This window comes from Nodularia harveyana UHCC-0300 (genome assembly GCF_034931085.1).
GTDB lineage: Bacteria > Cyanobacteriota > Cyanobacteriia > Cyanobacteriales > Nostocaceae > Nodularia > Nodularia harveyana.
On the sequence record NZ_JAYGHG010000014.1, the window covers coordinates 14183 to 32923 of the forward strand.

The 18741-nt window shown below is 41.2% G+C and carries 15 protein-coding genes; 8 read left to right on the forward strand and 7 right to left on the reverse strand.

Going from position 1 to position 18741, the window contains the following annotated elements:
* Positions 1-85: 85 nt before the first annotated feature.
* Positions 86-799, forward strand: coding sequence for a serine/threonine protein kinase (locus VB620_RS10595; protein WP_323196114.1), 714 nt, complete (start codon positions 86-88; stop codon positions 797-799).
* Positions 800-834: 35 nt separating this feature from the next.
* On the opposite strand, the gene VB620_RS10600 is transcribed toward VB620_RS10595, so the two are convergent.
* The gene (locus VB620_RS10600) at positions 835-1938 is read right to left on the reverse strand and encodes a glutamate--cysteine ligase (protein WP_323196115.1); all 1104 of its coding nucleotides are present in this window, start codon (positions 1936-1938) and stop codon (positions 835-837) included.
* Positions 1939-2360: 422 nt separating this feature from the next.
* Here VB620_RS10600 and VB620_RS10605 point away from each other — a divergent pair, with 422 nt between their 5' ends.
* The 3 genes from VB620_RS10605 (at position 2361) to VB620_RS10615 (ending at position 4966) form a co-directional block, all read left to right on the forward strand.
* Entirely contained in the window at positions 2361-3029 is a 669-nt protein-coding gene (locus tag VB620_RS10605) for a Mo-dependent nitrogenase C-terminal domain-containing protein (RefSeq protein WP_323196116.1), read from the forward strand.
* Positions 3030-3135: 106 nt separating this feature from the next.
* Positions 3136-4167, forward strand: a complete 1032-nt coding sequence (gene obgE, locus VB620_RS10610; RefSeq protein ID WP_323196117.1) for a GTPase ObgE — start codon at positions 3136-3138, stop codon at positions 4165-4167.
* 217 nt (positions 4168-4384) lie between these two features.
* Complete coding sequence (locus tag VB620_RS10615) at positions 4385-4966, forward strand: Uma2 family endonuclease (RefSeq protein ID WP_407674194.1); 582 nt, start codon at positions 4385-4387, stop codon at positions 4964-4966.
* Between the two features lie 34 nt (positions 4967-5000).
* Here the strand turns inward: VB620_RS10615 and VB620_RS10620 are convergent, their stop codons facing one another.
* On the reverse strand, positions 5001-6110 hold the full coding sequence (locus VB620_RS10620; protein ID WP_323196118.1) for an acyltransferase family protein: 1110 nt from the start codon (positions 6108-6110) through the stop codon (positions 5001-5003).
* A 110-nt stretch (positions 6111-6220) separates the two neighbouring features.
* Between VB620_RS10620 and VB620_RS10625 the strand changes: the two genes are divergently transcribed.
* Entirely contained in the window at positions 6221-6916 is a 696-nt protein-coding gene (locus VB620_RS10625) for a polysaccharide deacetylase family protein (protein ID WP_323196119.1), read from the forward strand.
* On the opposite strand, the gene VB620_RS10630 is transcribed toward VB620_RS10625, so the two are convergent.
* Both VB620_RS10630 and VB620_RS10635 read right to left on the reverse strand, forming a co-directional pair.
* A complete protein-coding gene (locus VB620_RS10630; protein ID WP_323196120.1) occupies positions 6906-7274 on the reverse strand; it encodes a helix-turn-helix transcriptional regulator in 369 nt (122 codons plus the stop codon). The genes VB620_RS10625 and VB620_RS10630 overlap by 11 nt on opposite strands.
* Before the next feature lie 419 nt (positions 7275-7693).
* A complete protein-coding gene (locus tag VB620_RS10635; RefSeq protein WP_323196121.1) occupies positions 7694-7960 on the reverse strand; it encodes a hypothetical protein in 267 nt (88 codons plus the stop codon).
* A 537-nt stretch (positions 7961-8497) separates the two neighbouring features.
* Between VB620_RS10635 and VB620_RS10640 the strand changes: the two genes are divergently transcribed.
* Positions 8498-11578, forward strand: a complete 3081-nt coding sequence (locus VB620_RS10640) for a leucine-rich repeat domain-containing protein (protein ID WP_323196122.1) — start codon at positions 8498-8500, stop codon at positions 11576-11578.
* A 74-nt stretch (positions 11579-11652) separates the two neighbouring features.
* On the opposite strand, the gene glmS is transcribed toward VB620_RS10640, so the two are convergent.
* Both glmS and psaC read right to left on the reverse strand, forming a co-directional pair.
* Positions 11653-13551, reverse strand: coding sequence for a glutamine--fructose-6-phosphate transaminase (isomerizing) (gene glmS / locus VB620_RS10645; RefSeq protein ID WP_323196123.1), 1899 nt, complete (start codon positions 13549-13551; stop codon positions 11653-11655).
* A gap of 315 nt (positions 13552-13866) precedes the next feature.
* Positions 13867-14112 carry a photosystem I iron-sulfur center protein PsaC gene (gene psaC / locus VB620_RS10650; protein WP_010997613.1) on the reverse strand — a complete coding sequence of 82 codons (246 nt, stop codon included), beginning with the start codon at positions 14110-14112 and terminating at the stop codon, positions 13867-13869.
* Between the two features lie 760 nt (positions 14113-14872).
* Between psaC and VB620_RS10655 the strand changes: the two genes are divergently transcribed.
* Entirely contained in the window at positions 14873-15238 is a 366-nt protein-coding gene (locus VB620_RS10655) for a DUF6464 family protein (protein WP_323196124.1), read from the forward strand.
* Here VB620_RS10655 and fmt read toward each other — a convergent pair.
* Positions 15235-16239 (reverse strand): methionyl-tRNA formyltransferase, encoded by a 1005-nt coding sequence (gene fmt / locus VB620_RS10660; RefSeq protein WP_323196125.1) that lies wholly within the window; start codon positions 16237-16239, stop codon positions 15235-15237. The genes VB620_RS10655 and fmt overlap by 4 nt on opposite strands.
* Before the next feature lie 1178 nt (positions 16240-17417).
* Between fmt and VB620_RS10665 the strand changes: the two genes are divergently transcribed.
* Positions 17418-18686: a hypothetical protein gene (locus tag VB620_RS10665; RefSeq protein WP_323196126.1), complete on the forward strand. Its 1269-nt coding sequence runs from the start codon at positions 17418-17420 to the stop codon at positions 18684-18686.
* Positions 18687-18741 lie beyond the last annotated feature (55 nt).

Below are 18741 nucleotides of genomic sequence, written 5' to 3' on the forward strand. Positions count from 1 at the left end.
TTAAAATTTAGATAGATACAAATAAAGTTTATATAGGGAATTTTAGCCTCCGATAAAATCCCATTATTCCTGATACTGATCTGATATGGACAAATTGCCTCCAAAGCAGCTGATCGAAAGTATTGATCACCAACTACTGCCTAGCTTACAAATTGCCAGTATTGATCCCCATAATCCCATCCAGGTTAACTATCTTCCACAACCCTGGCTGTTACTTGGTACAGGAAATTATGCCGCAGTAGTCTATCACCCTGACTACCCTGAATCTGTAGTCAAGATTTATGCCCCAGGACGGCCAGGCTATGAGGAGGAAGTAGAAGTCTACAATCGTCTAGGTTCTCATCCAGCATTTTCTGAGTGTTTGTATGCCAAGGATAACTTTTTACTCTTGAAACGGCTTTATGGAACTACCCTCTACGATTGTATGCACTTGGGTTTACCTATTCCCAAACAAGTAATTCAGGACATCGATGCAGGTCTTGAATATGCCCAACGTCAGGGACTCTATCCTCATGATGTCCACGGTCGTAATGTGATGATGCACCAAGGGAGAGGATTAGTTGTAGATATCTCAGATTTTCTCCATGTGGAAAGCTGTTCAAAATGGAACGATTTGAAAAAGGCCTATTACTGGTTCTATCTCCCCCTGTTATACCCACTGCGACTGCGTGTTCCATACTCTGTCTTAAATATAATCCGCAGATCTTATCGTCTAGGAAATTCTCTCAAAACTTCTGCGAAACTAGTCCTGAGATTAATGAAGTTTAAATCAAATAGTCAAGTGAAAGGTAGAAAGTAGGCAGTATGATTGAACACAGATAAAACTGAGAAAAACTATGATTGATAAGTCTGTTTCAGTGTTGCTTCTATAGAACCTATACGTTGGTAAGTCTCTATTAGTTCATGGGATTTAGTTTTTCGATGGGCTAGCATATCTTTTAAAGGCGTTAATAAATGCACATCTGTATCATTACCCAGGGAAACTTCAGCTATTTGTAAAAGTTTGGCAGCATTCTCCAAAATATCTGGATGATCAAAACCTTCTTTAGCAGAAATTTGGTGTAAATCTGCATCAGGTGTAATTGCCCTACCCAGTAGAGTTTTATCTAATATCAAACCTTTCAATAATGCTAATAAAGCCCCATAGATAGAAAAATCATCACAACTATCACAAGCTTTAAATTCAATCCGTCCTACTTCCGCAGGAATCCGCGCTACTTTTGTTAATGAAGGTACACTATTAATTAGCTGTTCTTGTTTCTCCACAAACACTAGGGCTGCTGATCTTTTTCCAGTTCTGACAAAAGTTCGTACTGATAAACCATCCCATAATTCGCCGTGATAAAAAGGAGAACTATAACTGAAAGGCACGATATAAGGACTATAATAAGTTAACTTTTTACCAATATCAATCACATTTTCAATCGGTAAATCTCCCACTGAAATATTTAAATCTGGTCCATAAGTTACCATGTAAATATTGGCGGTGCGTTCATCAGGATAAGTCTGTAACTGTTTGAGTTCATAATCATTTAAAGGGGGTTGAGGCTCAAATACCGTTTGATGGGGGTTGAAGCTAGTTAAAACTGGTGTAAAACCGTAGCTAGTCGCCATCTCACGCAATAAGTGAAAACTTTCTGATAATTCAGTTAAAGTGCTTTGAATATCAGAGTGGATAGTAGTTCTAATTTCAATCCCTTTAGGTAGACAATCAATTACTTTGTCAGAATCAGCAAATCTTTCAAAACCTTCGATATACCATCTCTTTTCCCTAATACCAGCATCACCAACTCGCAATTGTGAATAATCGTCGGGGTAGGTGGGTAGTTTTTCGACAATTTGATTAAAGTCAGCAAATTTAGTCTGGGAAAAATCAGCAAATTTTCCTGACTGGTTGAGGAAAGCGACTTCATGCTCAATGCCAAAATAAAATTTCATGTATATTTAATGATAAGTAGTTAGCGTTGTCTAGTTAATTTGGTGCTACTTGTATCTCTTCTAGGATTCTATTGAGATAGTTTTGTATTAATTAATGTATCAAATTTGTAGTCAATTCCGCTAAAAATTTTGGGTAATTGTAAATTGTTCAATGTGTGTTGATGCTGTTTTAAATGAGCAGAGATGAATTAATTATAGTTTTTGAAGTGATATGAGATGAAGTGTAGATTTACTGAGAAACACATCCACACTAATAAATTAACTGATGAAAAATAATTATCAATTTGATTCTTTTAGACAAATTTATACAGTTGACCTAATTAAGCCTGTTAGGAATGGATATCTCCGATCGCACTGATCAGCCGCACAAGTACTGTGTATCATAATTTAAAGTACCTTAGTCTAGATTCAGAGGTGTGATTATGACAAGTGTTGTGGAATCTCCTTACAGCAGTGAACAAATTACCGCTTGGTTACGTGGTCTGCTGACAGTTGCTTGGGCTGATGGTCACTTTGATCCTGAAGAACAGGAATTAATTACTAGTTGGACCAAGGATGAATTAGCGCTGGGGATTGAGTTAGATTCACTGGAGATAATTACACCAGAAGAATTAGCTGCTAAGTTGGGTAAAAAAACAGCAGCAGCCGAAAATTTTACTCGTACAGCTGTGATGGTGGCGATCGCTAATGGTACATATTCCCCCAGCGAAGATCAAGTCATGCAACAGTTGTACACCGCTTTAGAACAGCCACAAGACATCCTCGAATCCTTACGCCATACCCTAGTACAAACAGAAGAAATTTCCACCCTAGCAGCACCTAAAGAACCGCCACAAGAATTACTCTGTCCTCTGCGTGACTGGCTAGACGGACTAGAAATCAAAGATCCCAGAGTCGCCCGTTTCTTGTGCAGAATGATTCCCCCTCAGTGTCCCTTTGAACGGGATGTAACTTTATTTGGACGCAAAATTGTACATATACCGCCATTATGTAAACTCAACCCGCTATACGAACAACTCGTAGGTTTACGTTTTCGCTCTCTTTCCTATTTAGCAGATGAATGTGGTGAAGATATTTCACCATATATTTAAGTACTGAGTGCTTCCATGTTGAGTGGTGAGTTACAAGTAAAGAGTAAGGAATTACAGGTTTATTAAAACTTATAATTTAGAACTCACAACTAACGACTCAAAAATTATGCAATTTATTGACCAAGCATTAATTGAAGTAGAAGCTGGTAAAGGTGGAGATGGTATCGTCGCCTTCCGACGTGAAAAATACGTACCAGCCGGCGGTCCCTCTGGTGGAAATGGGGGACGTGGAGGTTCCGTAATTTTTGTGGTTGATACCAACCTCCAAACTTTGCTGGACTTCAGATACAAGCATCTTTTTAAAGCCGATAATGGTGGACGTGGTGGACCAAAGAACTGTACCGGGGCGAATGGTAAGGATTTAATTATTGAAATTCCTTGTGGTACGTCTGTTTATGATGGTAGTACAGGTGCTTTACTCTGCGATTTAGTTGAACCTGGACAGCGTTTTCGGGTCGCTGAAGGTGGAAAAGGTGGATTGGGAAATCAGCATTTTTTGAGTAACCGTAACCGCGCTCCAGAATATGCTTTACCTGGACTGGATGGAGAAATGAAGGTGCTACGCTTAGAGTTGAAACTTTTAGCGGAAGTGGGAATTATTGGTTTACCAAATGCTGGTAAATCTACACTAATTTCTTCTCTATCAGCCGCACGTCCCAAAATTGCGGACTATCCTTTTACAACTCTAATTCCTAATTTGGGTGTAGTCAGAAAACCCACTGGTGATGGTACTGTTTTTGCTGATATTCCCGGTTTGATTGAAGGTGCTTCCCACGGTGCGGGTTTGGGATACGATTTCTTACGTCACATTGAACGCACCAAGGTTCTGTTACACCTGATTGATGCGACTACCGAAGATGTGATTGGAGAATATAAGACAATTAAGCAGGAATTGCAAGCCTACGGAAGAGGTTTAGCCAAGCGTCCTCAAATTTTGGTGCTGAATAAAATTGATGCAGTTGACCGGGAAACTGTTGATTTAGAAGCGCTAGCTATCGAACTTAATCATCTCTCTCTGTGTCCGGTTTTCTTAATTTCAGCAGTTACCCGCTCAGGTTTAGAACCAATGTTACAAGAAGTTTGGGGAATCCTTGACCAAATGAATGCGGCTGAGGAAGAAGTGGAGGTTTTGCGGTAAGTAAAGAAAATCAGTTAACTGGTTAAAACTGTCAAGACTGGTTTTATCGAATTTAGCTATCTGTTTTGAGGGTTCCAGGATTCTGGAACTGCTCGAAATTTAGCTAAAATAGTTTAGAGGATGTTTGGTATGTCAAAAGATAATTAACCACAGATGAATATGTATTTCATTTCAATTAAAAGTGATGTAATTGAATGAGAAATGAAAAATAATGATTATGCAATTAGAAGAACAACGCTATTATTCGCCTGAAGAATACCTAGAAATAGAAGTAGATTCAGAAATACGCAACGAATATATTGATGGTCAACTTATCCCCATGACAGGCGGAACACCCAATCACAACCAACTTGCTGGTAACTTTTATTCCTTCCTAAATGTCGCTCTCAAGCGTCAACCTTATCGAGTTTTTATTGCAGACCAACGCCTATGGATACCTAACAGGCGCATTTACACTTATCCTGATGTGATGATTGTGCAAAGTCCTTTAGAATATCAGGAAGGGAGAAAAGATACCCTCACTAACCCGGTGATGATTGCTGAGGTGTTATCAAAGTCTACTAAAAGTTATGACCGCGATGAAAAGTTTTCTGCTTATCGCACAATTAGCAGTTTTAAAGAGTATATTCTGATTGATCAGTATACTATGCACGTTGAGCATTACTGCAAGACTGATCAGAATAAATGGATTTTTTCTGAATATGATAATGGGGATGTGACTTTAAATTTAGCTGCTGTTCCTTGTCAAGTTTTGCTAGCTGATATTTATGACCAGGTGGATTTTAGTGTGGTGGAGTAGAAGAATTTCACGCAAAGGCGCAAAGTCGCAAAGGTTAGACTTTGAGAAACCAGTTTTGGCGATACATGAGATAAGCTATTGCTAGCCAGAATAAGAGGGTTATGAGGGCGAATAAGAATGAACCGTTTAAAGTACCCGCCCATGATGCGAAAATGTTTTGGTAAATCCAGTTGTAGGTGCTGATGGCGGTTTCACCTGTGCCGATTTTGGTTCTAACTAAGATTTTAATTAATAAGATGGATGCTGTGAAGAGGGCGATCGCATTTAATCCCATAATTTCAAAAGGTTTACCCCAGCGCCGTATCTGTCTCACTTCAATCAGTTCATAGCAAGCTGCTAACAATAATAAAGCCCAACCACTACTAAACATCACATAGGAACTTGTCCACAGTTTTTTGTTGATGGGAAATATCCACCCCCACCCCCAACCAATAATTAAACAACCAATTCCAAATAATCCTAACCCTACACTCACCCGTGTTTTTACGGGTTGATTGCGTATCCATTGCCCTGTAAAATACCCAATAAGAACATTAACAATAGCGGGAATTGTGCTAAATAATCCCTCTGGATCTCCTAAATTTTCATAGCCATCACCTGCGTATAAGTGGACTGGGGGAATAACTAAGCGGTCGAAATAAGCGCCAAAGTTACCTTCCCGCGTCAGTACACCCGCGCCATATTCGGGAACTGGGACATACATCATGGTTAGCCAATAGCCGATAAGTAAAGCACCTGCAAGTAGCCATTGTCCTTTGCGTGGGAGGTTGAGAACTGCTAAAGAAGCCAACAGGTATGTTAAACTGATACGCTGTAATATTCCCATAATGCGGATTTTACTGATATCAAAAGTCCAAATTCCCTGATTCCAAAAGCCGTTGAGTAGTAAACCCAAACCAAAGAGAATGGCGGCGCGACGGAATATCCGGGAGTAACCCTTTCCGGTGTACTTTGATAAAGAAAAGGACATGGCGACACCGACAATAAACAGAAAGAAGGGAAATACTAAGTCTGTGGGTGTGCATCCGTGCCAATCTGCATGGGCTAAGGGGGGGTATACATCACCTGCTACTCCTGCCATATTGACTAAAATCATAGTAGCTATGGTGATACCGCGAAAAACATCCAGTGATGACAGGCGCATAGAGGAAATTTTTTTTGTTAATTAGTAGTATTAAATCTTATTTTAGAGACTGATTTTTATACCTTTGCGCCGTTGCGTGAGACAAAACAAACTCATCCAAACAACTTAAAATGCAGCTAGCACCCCTGTTCCCCTTTGTTTATCGCATTCTTAAACCGAGTTTTCCTGATTGTCTTTGGTGTGGTAACGTTTATGATCGGGCGATCGCACTCACGTTTGATGATGGACCCCATCCGGAATACACACCCCAAGTATTAGCTGTATTAGACCATTACAATATTAAAGCTAGTTTTTTTTGGTTGGGTACTTGTGTCAACCGTTATCCAGATATTGCCAAAGCAGTATGCGATCGCGGACACTGGATTGGATCACATGGTTACAATCATCGCTCTTTTCCCACACTTTCCCCAAATGATCTGCAAAATACTTTAGAAAAAACTCAAGCCGCCATTTACAATGCTTGTGACTTGACACCCGAACAAGTATGCGATGTGCGACCACCCAACGGTTTATTTACTCCCCAAACCCTACAATTATTCTTTAAGTGGAATTACCGCCCAGTCATGTGGAGTGTTGTACCAGAAGACTGGGTAAAACCAGGAGTATCTACTGTAGTACAACGAGTTCTCAAACAGGTAAAAAACGGATCATTGATTGTTTTGCATGATGGTATTTGCGGTGGACAAGATGTCGCTGCGACTATCAAAATCCTAATTCCACAACTGCTACAGCAAGGCTATAAATTTGTGACTGTTGATACTCTGTGGCAAGATAAAACTAACCATCAATTCACAATCAGCCCATAAGGAAATCTGAATGATTTCGGTTGAATTTTTCCTCTTCCATAGCTAGAACATCAGCATTAGTATTTGTAGCTACGGCTGAGTTTTCAGTTCCCAACAAACTATGTATTTCACCAAGTGAACCAGGTGCAGATACAGATGTTGCTGATGATTCCTTCATATCTTCAATTAGGTCTTCCACTTGGCAATTCAAAGCCTTGCAAAACCTAATGATTCTTTCAATATGGTCTGTCCCAGTTCTACCGCTTTCCCAATTTTGGATAGTGCTTTCAGTCACACCTACAAGGCGCGAGAGTTCAAGCTGGGTTAGGCCTGCTTTTTCACGCAGCAAAGCAATCCTTGGTTTTGGCTTGTGTTTCACAGCTATAGCACTTTTATCTTATCTATAGTCGTATATCCTATCACTAAAGAAACCACAGCCTATACAATTACTCAAAAAGTTATATTTGAATGAAATTTATTGAGAAGGCGAATATTGTTCACTACTACACAACCAAAGTCTAATTAGTTGACACTCTTCAGCCTAAAGGCGTGAGGATTCTTCGTTCATAGACCCAACTTGCTCATACAGGATTTCTCCAGTATGAGTAGAGGTCGAATCTCCTGAAGCGTTCACCTCGACTACGCTCGGTGAGCGAAGCCGAACCGAAGTTCCCGTATGCCCTACGGTACTCAAGGCTAATTGCAGAATGGTAAACTAAGGCAAAACTTAGGGTTCTACGCCCTATTACTGGTTTGTGTGTGTGTAGCGGCGACTTTTATTCGCCTGTATTTTGGTAATTATTCCCTGGAGAAGTTATCCATTCTCACATCTTTCCAAATATCGGAAACTTGCCAACCTGAGTTACCCACAGATTGAATGATGGGATGAGTTCGTAAAGGAATATAGTTAATTTCTGTATTCTCTAAATGTTCTTCATATTCCTCAACTATCGGTTCTGGTTCAGGAATATCATCAGTGTCCACTATCAGACCTTTTTCTTCGGCTTCCTCCATGAGTTTAATTTTATCCATGAGAAGCTTTTCAGATTTTTTGATTAATTTCATTTTAATTTCAATGGTTGTAAAACTGGACATTAAAAAAACGAAGATCTTTAATATTGATTCTGAAAGAGACTAGTGTAGTCTTACAAGAATCTTTAGAGATATCCGCAAAAAGTTATTATTAACTCTGGTGTGAGAAAAATTACTTGGTAAAGAGTATATTAAGGCAATTGTACTTTGACATACTCCCCGCCCTAAAAGTGCGGAGATTCTGGGTTCAAACAACAGTTGCAGGCATAGCCAGTCTTACACCATCTCGCCCAACAGACAATGCCCTGCCTGTTCCCACTACTATATCAGAAAGCCGTCCTAGAAGGACGGGGCTTTAAACCCATTTTTTTGGTAAATATTCACGCATTGATCACAATCTTGAGAAATAGTTTCTACATGATCAAGGGTTTTGCCAAGTTGCTACAACTTTTAAAGGCTACACTCCTGTATTTATAAGTACAATGTTAATCTGATATTTTCTGGCTAAATTGCGTATATAGGCTGTTACCCGGAAAAGTTCGCCGTGGTAGTTGGAGGAAGAATTTGTTTATGGTACGGGATCAGGGTTATCAGGAAGCAGAGAAACGCATTGAAGAAGCACGACGAGACGGTGCAACAACACTCGATCTTAGTGGGATGGGACTAACTGAAGTACCAGATTCGATCGCCTCCCTGACTCAGTTACAAGGGCTTTTCCTCCACAACAACGAACTGACAGCCATCCCAGATGCGATCTCTTCCCTGACTCAGTTACAACTGCTTAACCTCAACAACAACCAACTGACAGCCATCCCAGATGCGATCGCTTCCCTGACTCAGTTACAAGTGCTTACCCTCAACAACAACCAACTAACAGCCATCCCAAATGCGATCGCCTCCCTAACTCAGTTACAACGGCTTTCCCTCTTCAATAACGAACTGACAGCCATCCCCGATGCCATCGCCTCCCTGACTCAGTTACAAGTGCTTGACCTCCGCAACAACCAACTGACAGCCATCCCCGATGCCATCGCCTCCCTGACTCTGTTAAAAGGGCTTTACCTCTCCAACAACCAACTGACAGCCATCCCCGATGCCATCGCCTCCCTGACTCAGTTACAAGGGCTTTTCCTCGACAACAACCAACTGACAGCCATCCCCGATGCGATCGCCTCCCTGACTCAGTTACAAGGGCTTGACCTCGACAACAACCAACTGACAGCCATCCCCGATGCCATCGCTTCCCTGACTCAGTTACAAAAGCTTGACCTCTCCGAAAACCCCCTCAATCCTGAACTTGCTGCTGCCTACGAACAAGGAACTGAAGCTGTATTGGAATATCTGCGGGCAAAAGCAGAACAACAAATCATACTCAATGAAGCCAAATTGATCCTCATTGGTGAGGGTGAAGTGGGCAAAAGTTGTCTGTTAGGGGCATTGCGGGGGGATGAATGGGTGGAAGGTCGCCCCACGACTCACGGCATTGAAATCAAACCTGTCATCGTCACCAATCCCGATAGCGGTACAGAAATCACCTTGAATGGTTGGGATTTTGGCGGTCAACGGGTTTATCGTCCCACGCACCAGTTATTTTTCAGTGCGCCAGCCGTGTACTTGGTAGTCTGGAAACCACGGGAGGGACCCCAGCAAGGTTTTGTCAAAGAATGGATTACCCTGATCAAAAATCGAGAACCGGATGCCAAAGTATTGGTAGTTGCCACCCACGGCGGACCCGGACAGCGACAACCAGATATTGATAGACAAGAAATTCTCGATCAATTTGGTCAAGATACGGTGTTGGGTTTCTTTCATGTAGACAGCAAACCCGCAGGAAATACAACAGATTGCCCTGGGTTAGTAGAATTAAAAGCGAAAATTGCCCGTATTGCGGCATCTCTTCCTGAAGTCGGGCGTTCTGTTCCTGCCAAATGGCAACAGGTACGGGAAATATTGAAAACCAGAAAAGAAGCCTATCTTCCCTACGATGACGTTATTGCCATCTGTGCTGAACAGGGAATTGATGAACAGCAAGCAGAATTATTCCTGGCCATTTCCCACAGATTAGGTCATTTTATCCATTACGATTACGACTTGGCACTCCGCGATATCGTCATCCTCAAACCCGACTGGTTAGCAAAGGCCATTAGTTTTGTGTTGGATGATGAAAAAACCCGCAAACGTAACGGTTTAGCAGGATTTGAACATCTCAGCCAATTATGGAGTCATCCCCCATTTGAAGGAGAAGAAGGATATCCAGAAGATTTGCATCCGGTATTTATACGACTGATGGAACGCTTTGATTTATCCTACAAAGTTGTTTTACCGACGGAATCCAGCAAAACCAGCTTAATTGCTCAACTTGTTCCTGATACACGCCCAGAAAAATTACCAAATTGGGGAAAACAACCAGAACCAGGAGACAGACAACAAGTACAAATCTGCCGCATTGTGGACAGTCGCGGACAGTTTGCAATAGCAGAAGGATTGTTTTACCAGTTAATTGTCCGCTTACATAAATACTCACTGGGACGGAATAATTACGAAAACAGCATCCACTGGCAACGGGGCTTAATGTTAGACAATAACTACAATGGTCGGGCATTGCTAGAGTATGTGGATACTGATATAAAAATCACAGTGCGGGCAGCTTATCCAGAACGCTTTTTATCCTATCTCACAGAAGAAATTACATGGCTAGTTAAAGATTTCTGGGAAGGTTTGCGTTGTAACGTTATGGTTGCTTGTGTTACACCTTGCGGTATGAATCCACCTGGAAAGGGATTATTTGAAGTCCAGAAACTAATTGAAAGCAAAAAAAAGAATCGTCATGAATTTCCCTGTCCGATTTCCGGGTGTGGTGAATGGCAAAATATTGATTGTTTGCTAAATAACGCACCCACAACTCCACCCCCATTCCAAACATTTGATATTCAAAAAGTTCGAGATGTTGTGAAAGATGAGTTAAAAGTCATCCGCCAAGATTTAGTTATTTTAGATAGTCAAGATGAAAAACGCTTTCAGGAATTGTCTCAGCAACAACGGACTATTCTCAGCCAAGTTGATCAACAATTTGCAACATTGATGCAAATGCTTACAGATGAAGCCAAAGATGGCCCACGTTTGTTTAGCTTTAAACCTGTTGATCCGAAATTTTTCGATAAACCCAAATGGATGAGTGCTAAGTTTCAAATTATCCTCTGGTGTGAACACGCCCGTCAACCGCTTCCAGCCTTAAATCCCAAAGATCCACAAAAGGGAGTTTATGAATTAGACTTACCCCGTGAGTGGTTTACCAAAGCAATTCCCTATCTCAAAATTTTGACAGGAACTCTCAGCTTAGTTTTACCTGTAGCGGGTTCAGCAACCAAGTTTATGTTAGATGACAACGCCTACAAAGCCATTGAAGAACAACTTGATTTAGGACAAAAAGCTATTGAATCTACATTAAAAGGAAGTGATATGGCTTTAGTTGAAAAGTCTGATCATGCTTCTTTTTCAGAAGGTGATGCAATTCGCGCCCAAGGTCACATTTTACGAGAATTACACGCCTTATTAAAACAAAAAGATCCTAGTTTTGGTGGTTTGATACGAGTCCAGAATAAACGCCGGGAATTTCTGTGGGTTCATCCTCAATTTATAGATGAATATTAGGTCTGAAGTTAAAAACCAAAATTTTCCTATAACAGTATCGAGGGCGGAGAAAACCCACCCCGACACGTTTATAATTATTCCACCGTGACTGATTTAGCTAAATTCCGGGGCTGGTCAACATCCAAACCACGACGCGCCGCAATATGATAGGCCAAAAGTTGCAAAGGAATTACTGTGAGAATCGGTGAGAGTAATTCATCCACTGGGGAAACTGGGAGCAAATCATTAAAGGTTTCTGTTGCTTCGCCATCATTGCTGGGAGTTACGCCAATTAACCGGGAATCTCTGGCTTTGGCTTCTTGGGCATTAGAAAGCACTTTTTCATATACACTACCAGGAACTGCGATCGCAACGACTGGAACTTTCGCATCTAACAAAGCGATGGGGCCATGTTTCATTTCCCCCGCAGGATAACCTTCAGCATGAATATAGCTGATTTCCTTTAATTTTAAAGCCCCTTCTAAAGCAATGGGAAAATTGATCCCCCTACCTAAAAAGATAAAGTCTTTGGTTTCTGCAAACTCATGGGCTAACTGTTCAGTTAAACTTTCCTGACTTTGCAATGTCGCCTCAATTTCTTGAGGAATTTGGCGCAAACCCTGAATAATCTCCGCTATTCTTTCGGGCGAAACCGTCCGACGACGGGCTGCTAAATCCAACGCCAAAGCATAAAACGCCATTAGTTGGGCGATAAAAGTTTTCGTTGCTGCTACCCCAATTTCAATTCCCGCTAAGGTGTTGATAATATGGGGAACCATTAACCCCAGGCTGCTTTCTGGGCGATTGGTAATTCCTAAGAGTCGCGCTTGATACTTAGCTTCTTTCCCCAGGCGACGTTCTTTTTCCATCCCTAAAGCGGCTAAAGTATCAGCAGTTTCACCAGATTGAGTAACGCCAATAATTAATGTATTTGCGGTTAAGGGTGAGGGTGCATAGCGGTACTCAGAAGCATAATGTACCTGAGTGGAAATCCCCGCCAGTTGTTCAAGTAAGTATTTTCCGAGTAATGCCGCGTGCCAACTTGTACCACAGGCTACAATGTTAATTTGCTCTAAGTCTGAGTAAAATTCAGTAGGTAAACTCAGGTTAATTGGTGAAACTGACTCAGCAGAATTATCATTACTATGAAAGTAGGCTTCTAAACTAGCTCTAACTACCCCTGGTTGCTCATAAATTTCTTTGAGCATAAAGTGTTTGAATCCCTGCTTTTCTACCATCGTGGGATTCAAATTCAGCATCCGGGGCTGTTTTTTCAATCTGTCGCCAGCAAAGTTGTAAACTTCCACACCCAAGGGAGTCAGACGAGCAATTTCGCCATTTTCCAACGGTAAAACAGCACGGGTATAAGCCATAATTGCGGGAGTGTCGGAGGCGCAAAAGAACTCACCTTGACCAAAGCCAATGACTAGGGGGGCTTGTTGGCGAACTGCAATTAGTTCATCTGGGTAGTCAGCAGAAATGACTGCGATCGCAAAGGCTCCCTTAAGATGGTTAATAGCTTGGCGAATTGCCTCTAAAAGTGGAGATGGGGAACTAGGGAGATGAGGCGCTGGAGGATTCTTTAAAAATTCCGCTATCAGATGGGGAATAACTTCGGTGTCAGTTTCAGAAACAAACTGGTGTCCTTTCTGTTTCAGTTCTTCTCGCAATTCCCGGTAGTTTTCCACAATGCCATTTTGCACCACCGCCACCCGCATAGCCATATCCAGATGGGGATGGGCGTTATGTTCTTCTGGTTTACCGTGAGTCGCCCAACGAGTATGACCAATACCAATTTGAGATGGAGTGGAGATTTGTTCCAGTTTAGAACGTAAGTTATGTAACTTGCCTTTGGCGCGGACACAATTTACTTCACCTTCCCAAACTGTTGCTATGCCGGCGGAGTCATACCCGCGATACTCCAGTTTTTCTAACCCAGCCAGTAAAATATCTGTTGCCGCTTGAGTGCCTATATACCCAACGATTCCACACATAACTGACACCACTCTCATTTCAATATAATTTAACAGTTATCAGTTAACAGTTATCAGTTATCAGTCAAGAGACATAATTGGCTGGAAATCCCTGACTAAATCGGCGTGATTACTGTTTACTGATGTCATTTAGTGTAATTACCGACAGAAAAAAGGAGCAATTTGCTCCCCATAGTACCAAGAATTTTTATAATTTTTTAGCTTTCAATTAAATAAAAATATAGTAGGGTGAACATAAGCCACCCCACTATGTGGAAGCAATTTGTGATGGAAACACTCAATAGTGAACCAAATCAGGAATTTACAGAAAATTCCTTAATAAGCTAGACCCATGCTCCGAGTTGTTTCAGCACCTAGATAAACTCGGATGCTCAAAAAGTCAGTGGGGCAAGCAGTTTCACAACGCTTACATCCTACACAGTCTTCGGTACGGGGTGAAGATGCCACTTGAGCAGCTTTGCAGCCATCCCAGGGAACCATCTCCAACACGTCTGTAGGGCAAGCGCGGACGCACTGGGTGCAGCCAATGCAGGTATCGTAAATTTTAACGGTATGAGACATTGAAAAAAGGCTCCTTTCCAGTGTTCTTCTCTGCGAAAGAATCATATGTGAACCTCGCATGACTAAAAGTCAGACGATTCTTACTTCCTTCACTGAATCTTGCCTGAATTGCTTCTGGTCTTATAGATTCTTCATAGGCGTTTTAAGTCTCTGTGGCACCGACAGCGACTATCGAAATAACTTTACCATAACACGCAACCACATACTATTCTAAACATAGCAATATGGGGCGCTTCACTCATGACTATAAGTCAGGAATCTGAGGCTTGCAGTTATCAAAACACAGTTTACAACAGTAGCTTATAGTCCGTAATCAAAAGGCTACATAACTTTAAACAATGTAATAGGAACTACGCAAGATTTGGAACTATAAAATCGCTCTATTTCTTGTATAGCAAGGATATTATAGACAGGTACTAACAGGAATATTTTCTGTAATCTCTACTGTTTGTAAAGTTATATGAAGTAAAAGTTAACACAAATTAAATAAATCTTCAGCTTTTCTATAGTAATTATTGTTTGCTAACTATACAATAGTAAATTGAACCGATTTTTGATGCAGTATTTTGCTCGATAAAAAGCGATCGCCGTGATTTTGTCTATTATGAAAACATGGGAAAAAAATTTCCCCAAGGTGCAATCAAGGAATGAGAATTTAACTAAATACAAAAACTTGCCTTGGGAATGTCACTACATTGCTGTTTCCCAGAGGTTTTTGGCATTTTATTTATAATTAATGTAAACCACATCACATAAATTTATGGAGCCAGACTCTTTACCAACCGAGGTAATTCTGACACATCCCAGTCAGTCACTCGGTAGAGTCCAACTCGATTGGACACCCCAACCAGGAAACTACGTTGATTTTGAAGGAAAAACCTATGCAGTTTTAGAACGCCGCCACAGATACCAATTGAAATCAGGACGCTATCGCCTAGAGAATATTGCCCTTTATGTACAGACTGCCACAAGACCAACAGAAAAAACTTTAGTCCAGGGACGTTGGGTAATTGGTGATGCTACCTGTAGCTATAATGCACAATCGGAAATCATGCGCTGTGCTGTCAACCCAGAAGGCCCCTGTAAATCTTGCCGTTTCTACGAAAAATTAGAACTCAACAGTTAACCATTACCGAAAACTTCTCCCACGGTCAAACGATTACCATTGACAAAATCCCATCCCGACTGGGGACGTTTGCCGGCTAATTGAACCTCTCGTAAAAGTAGTAAACCTATACCAGTTTGAACAATAGCGCCAATTCCCTTGGCGATGCTGACCACTTCTCCAGGACTACCAGATATAGTGGATAAGTCAGGCAATTTTTGGTAAATTTCTGCTAATTCATCCGTGCGATGATCGCCGTCGTAAGCATCACCAACGGGAACCGAGGCGATAATTTTGATCCCCTGGTTGCGAAAGGTGGCTGTGCAGTTGGGGTAAAAGCCTCGTATTTGGTTGTGTAATTCTATAGCACTTTTTGACCAATCCAACGTGTAGTTCTGCTTTTGAATCAAAGGTGCATAAGTAGCTGAATCATGATCTTGGGGAATGGGTTGAATTTCCTGGCTATCTAATTTAAACAGAGTTTCTAGTAATAAATCTCCGCCCATGACAGATAGCCTCTGGGCTAAATCCTGGGCATTATCTAGGAGTGTAATGGGTGTATTTGCTTTCAACAGCATTGCCCCAGTATCCATGCCCTCATCCATTAACATCGTAGTGATCCCCGTTGTGGTTTCGCCATTGTACAAACACCACTGAATCGGTGCTGCACCACGATACTGGGGTAAAATGGAACCATGAACATTAATACAACCTAACCTGGGCATATCCAAGATTTCTGGGGATAAAATCTGTCCGTAGGCTATAACGACAAAGACATCAGCATCACACTGTCGCAGTTGGGTTAAAGTTTCAGTATCCTTTTTAATTCGTTGCGGTTGCCATACAGGTAAGTTGTGATTCATCGCAACTGTTTTTACAGAAGAAGGAATCAGTTTGTTGCCCCTTTCCCGACGTTTATCAGGTTGAGTAACAACTGCCAAGACTTGAATCTCTGGTTGATTCAGTAATTTTTCTAGGGTAGGAACAGCGAAGTGAGGTGTTCCAAAAAATACTACTTTCATTAATGATTACTGATTACTAAGGTCAAGGGAACAGCACTTCGGCTACGCTCAGTGTCCGGGAACAGGGAATAGGCTCGCCCTGAGCGACTTTGAGAAGTCGAAGTAAGTCGTTTGCATAGCATCCTGAAGGCTAGGCCTTTAAACTCGCTAATTGTGAGGGTTTAATTATCTGTGTGTGTCCCAACCCCCTTGGCGATCGCTATGACTTAAACGATTTTAGGCGATTTTTGCCTACTTATGGCTTTGCCAGTAATTACGTACTAAATTTTCCCAGGAGATAAATAAGATGGCGCTGGAATCTCTTTCAATTCCTGTCTTTTCTCCTATCGCGTCTCCATTACCAAAGTTTTTTGCAGAATATAGTGCAGAATCATTTTCTTTGATGTTAAGGTAGTTTCATGTTGGCTAGAATTGCTTCTAGCTAAATAAACTCATACAACAAACCGCCAAGCTAATAGCCTGATAGTGACTGTATAAAACACCAGTAATCCTAGCTGGCTAAGTTTCAGTGCAAGTTTTTTGAGGTCTAATCAGTAAGCCTCTATGATTAACTTAATCTGTATTCTGGTACGTATTGTGTTGTGTCCTCAAAACTAAATTGCGATCGCGTAATTTATCCAAAGTGAGATATTATTTTCAATATTGGGATTAGAGAGTAAAGGTGTTTTTTTGTATTATTATTTTTGTGTAATCTTTCCCAGTTTTTTAAATAACTCCTCACTTCCAGCGTTATCGGGATCGTCTCTGTTGGATAGCAAAAATCAATAGGTGAACCTTCACTACTTTGACTCATGCCAAAAAACAGTAAATAATCTTTGCCTTCATACTGTCAGTACAATTATCTGGAATAAGGATTTTTCTACCTTAAAATTACATCACCTATTTGATGTGTTCGGGTATTACTACCAGTAATCAAAGTATAATTTCATGCAATAAATTTTTAGTTGAATTGCATAACGGTCTTGATGGTAGATTTCCCATAAAAAACCCAATCTGTCAGATTTAAGGTATGAAATATGACACTAAATTTTTGTAACTTTCTGCAAAGTTTGAAGAAATTATCTAGTTTTACTGGTTAAACCGATAACTTTGCTGTTATACCTGTAAATATCACCTGCTCTATTGCTACCTTGGCTTTGCTCTTCACACAGCACCCGTCCGCCCTAGAGAGTCTTAATATGCTCAAACTCTTATCGCTGTCAGGATGGTTCCACCTCCAACCATTTCTCAAGTCTGTTTTAATTGTGATGCTGATCGCACCCTTGGTTGCGGCATCTGGTCGCGCCTCCTCAGCAAAACAAGCAAAATTAGTCACCAAAATTGCTGACGCGCCATCGGCAGTGGCTACTATGAATGAACCTTATTTACGTGAATTATTAATAACATCTCCCATTACCCGATTCGTCAAAAAGTCTGAATCCGTACCATTACTAATGGCGGCTATTCGTGAACCTTCAATATTACAAACGGGTCAAATGGGGTCTTTGGTAGCAGATGATTTTCTCTCTAGGGCTGATATCGATGCTAACAATTCATTAACAGCAGTAGAATTAGCACCCATTCCCGAAACTTCTACGGGTCAATTGAATTTAGAGACAAAATTCAAAGGTGCTAAGAGCTTTGATGGTGAGTCACCAAATCAGGTGCTGGTTGCGAAATCATTGATCAAAACGCCTATACAATTAGAACCAATATTAACGCCAGAAACTCCTGTTTTGGAAGAATTGGACGAATCGGAAATAGCAGAGTTCGACCCTTTAGGAAGCCCTCATCCGATTCCCTGGAAATGGATTCTCGCTACTCAGGAGGCGATTAGTGCTAATGGAGGTTCAGGGGTTCGTCACTATCGCAGTGTACCTGTAACTTCTCCTGATGGTAGATATATTGTTTACAGTCGGGTGCAACTGGAAGTTAACCCAGAAATGTATGAGAGTAAGGTAACGAGTGTGATGTTTGTAGAAGATACACAAACGAGGACTTTGCGTGTGATGGCTTCTACTGCACCTATTAGTGATCCTTTATTAAACAGAAATCGTTTATCAGCAGCACTAGATAGCGATGAAAGTGGGAGAATAGGGGTTTTAGTTCCTGTGAGTTGGTCGGAAAAGAGCGATCGCTTTTTAGCGCGTAAATTTCAAGGTAAGTTCAACACAGGAGATTCTACAGATCAAGCAGTAATCTGGGATCGCCATAAAAATCATATCAATACTGTGGCTCCAGCCCGTGACGACAATGATAATGAGAAGATTGCGGTGTTATTAGGTTGGAGTAAAAACAAACCTGATCATGCGCTATTCCGAGCAGGTGAAATGGGAGAAGAAGATTGGCCTTTGGTACAAGTTACTACTGATGGTCAAACTGTGAATGCTACAGATGCAGATCAACCCATTACCTTTGGTCCAAAAATTACAGAAGTTTGGGCTGGTCCACAGTTTGCTTCTCGATAGATGATTAAAAATCAGATTGACTCCCGTTGTCATATCCAAAAACAACGGGAATTTT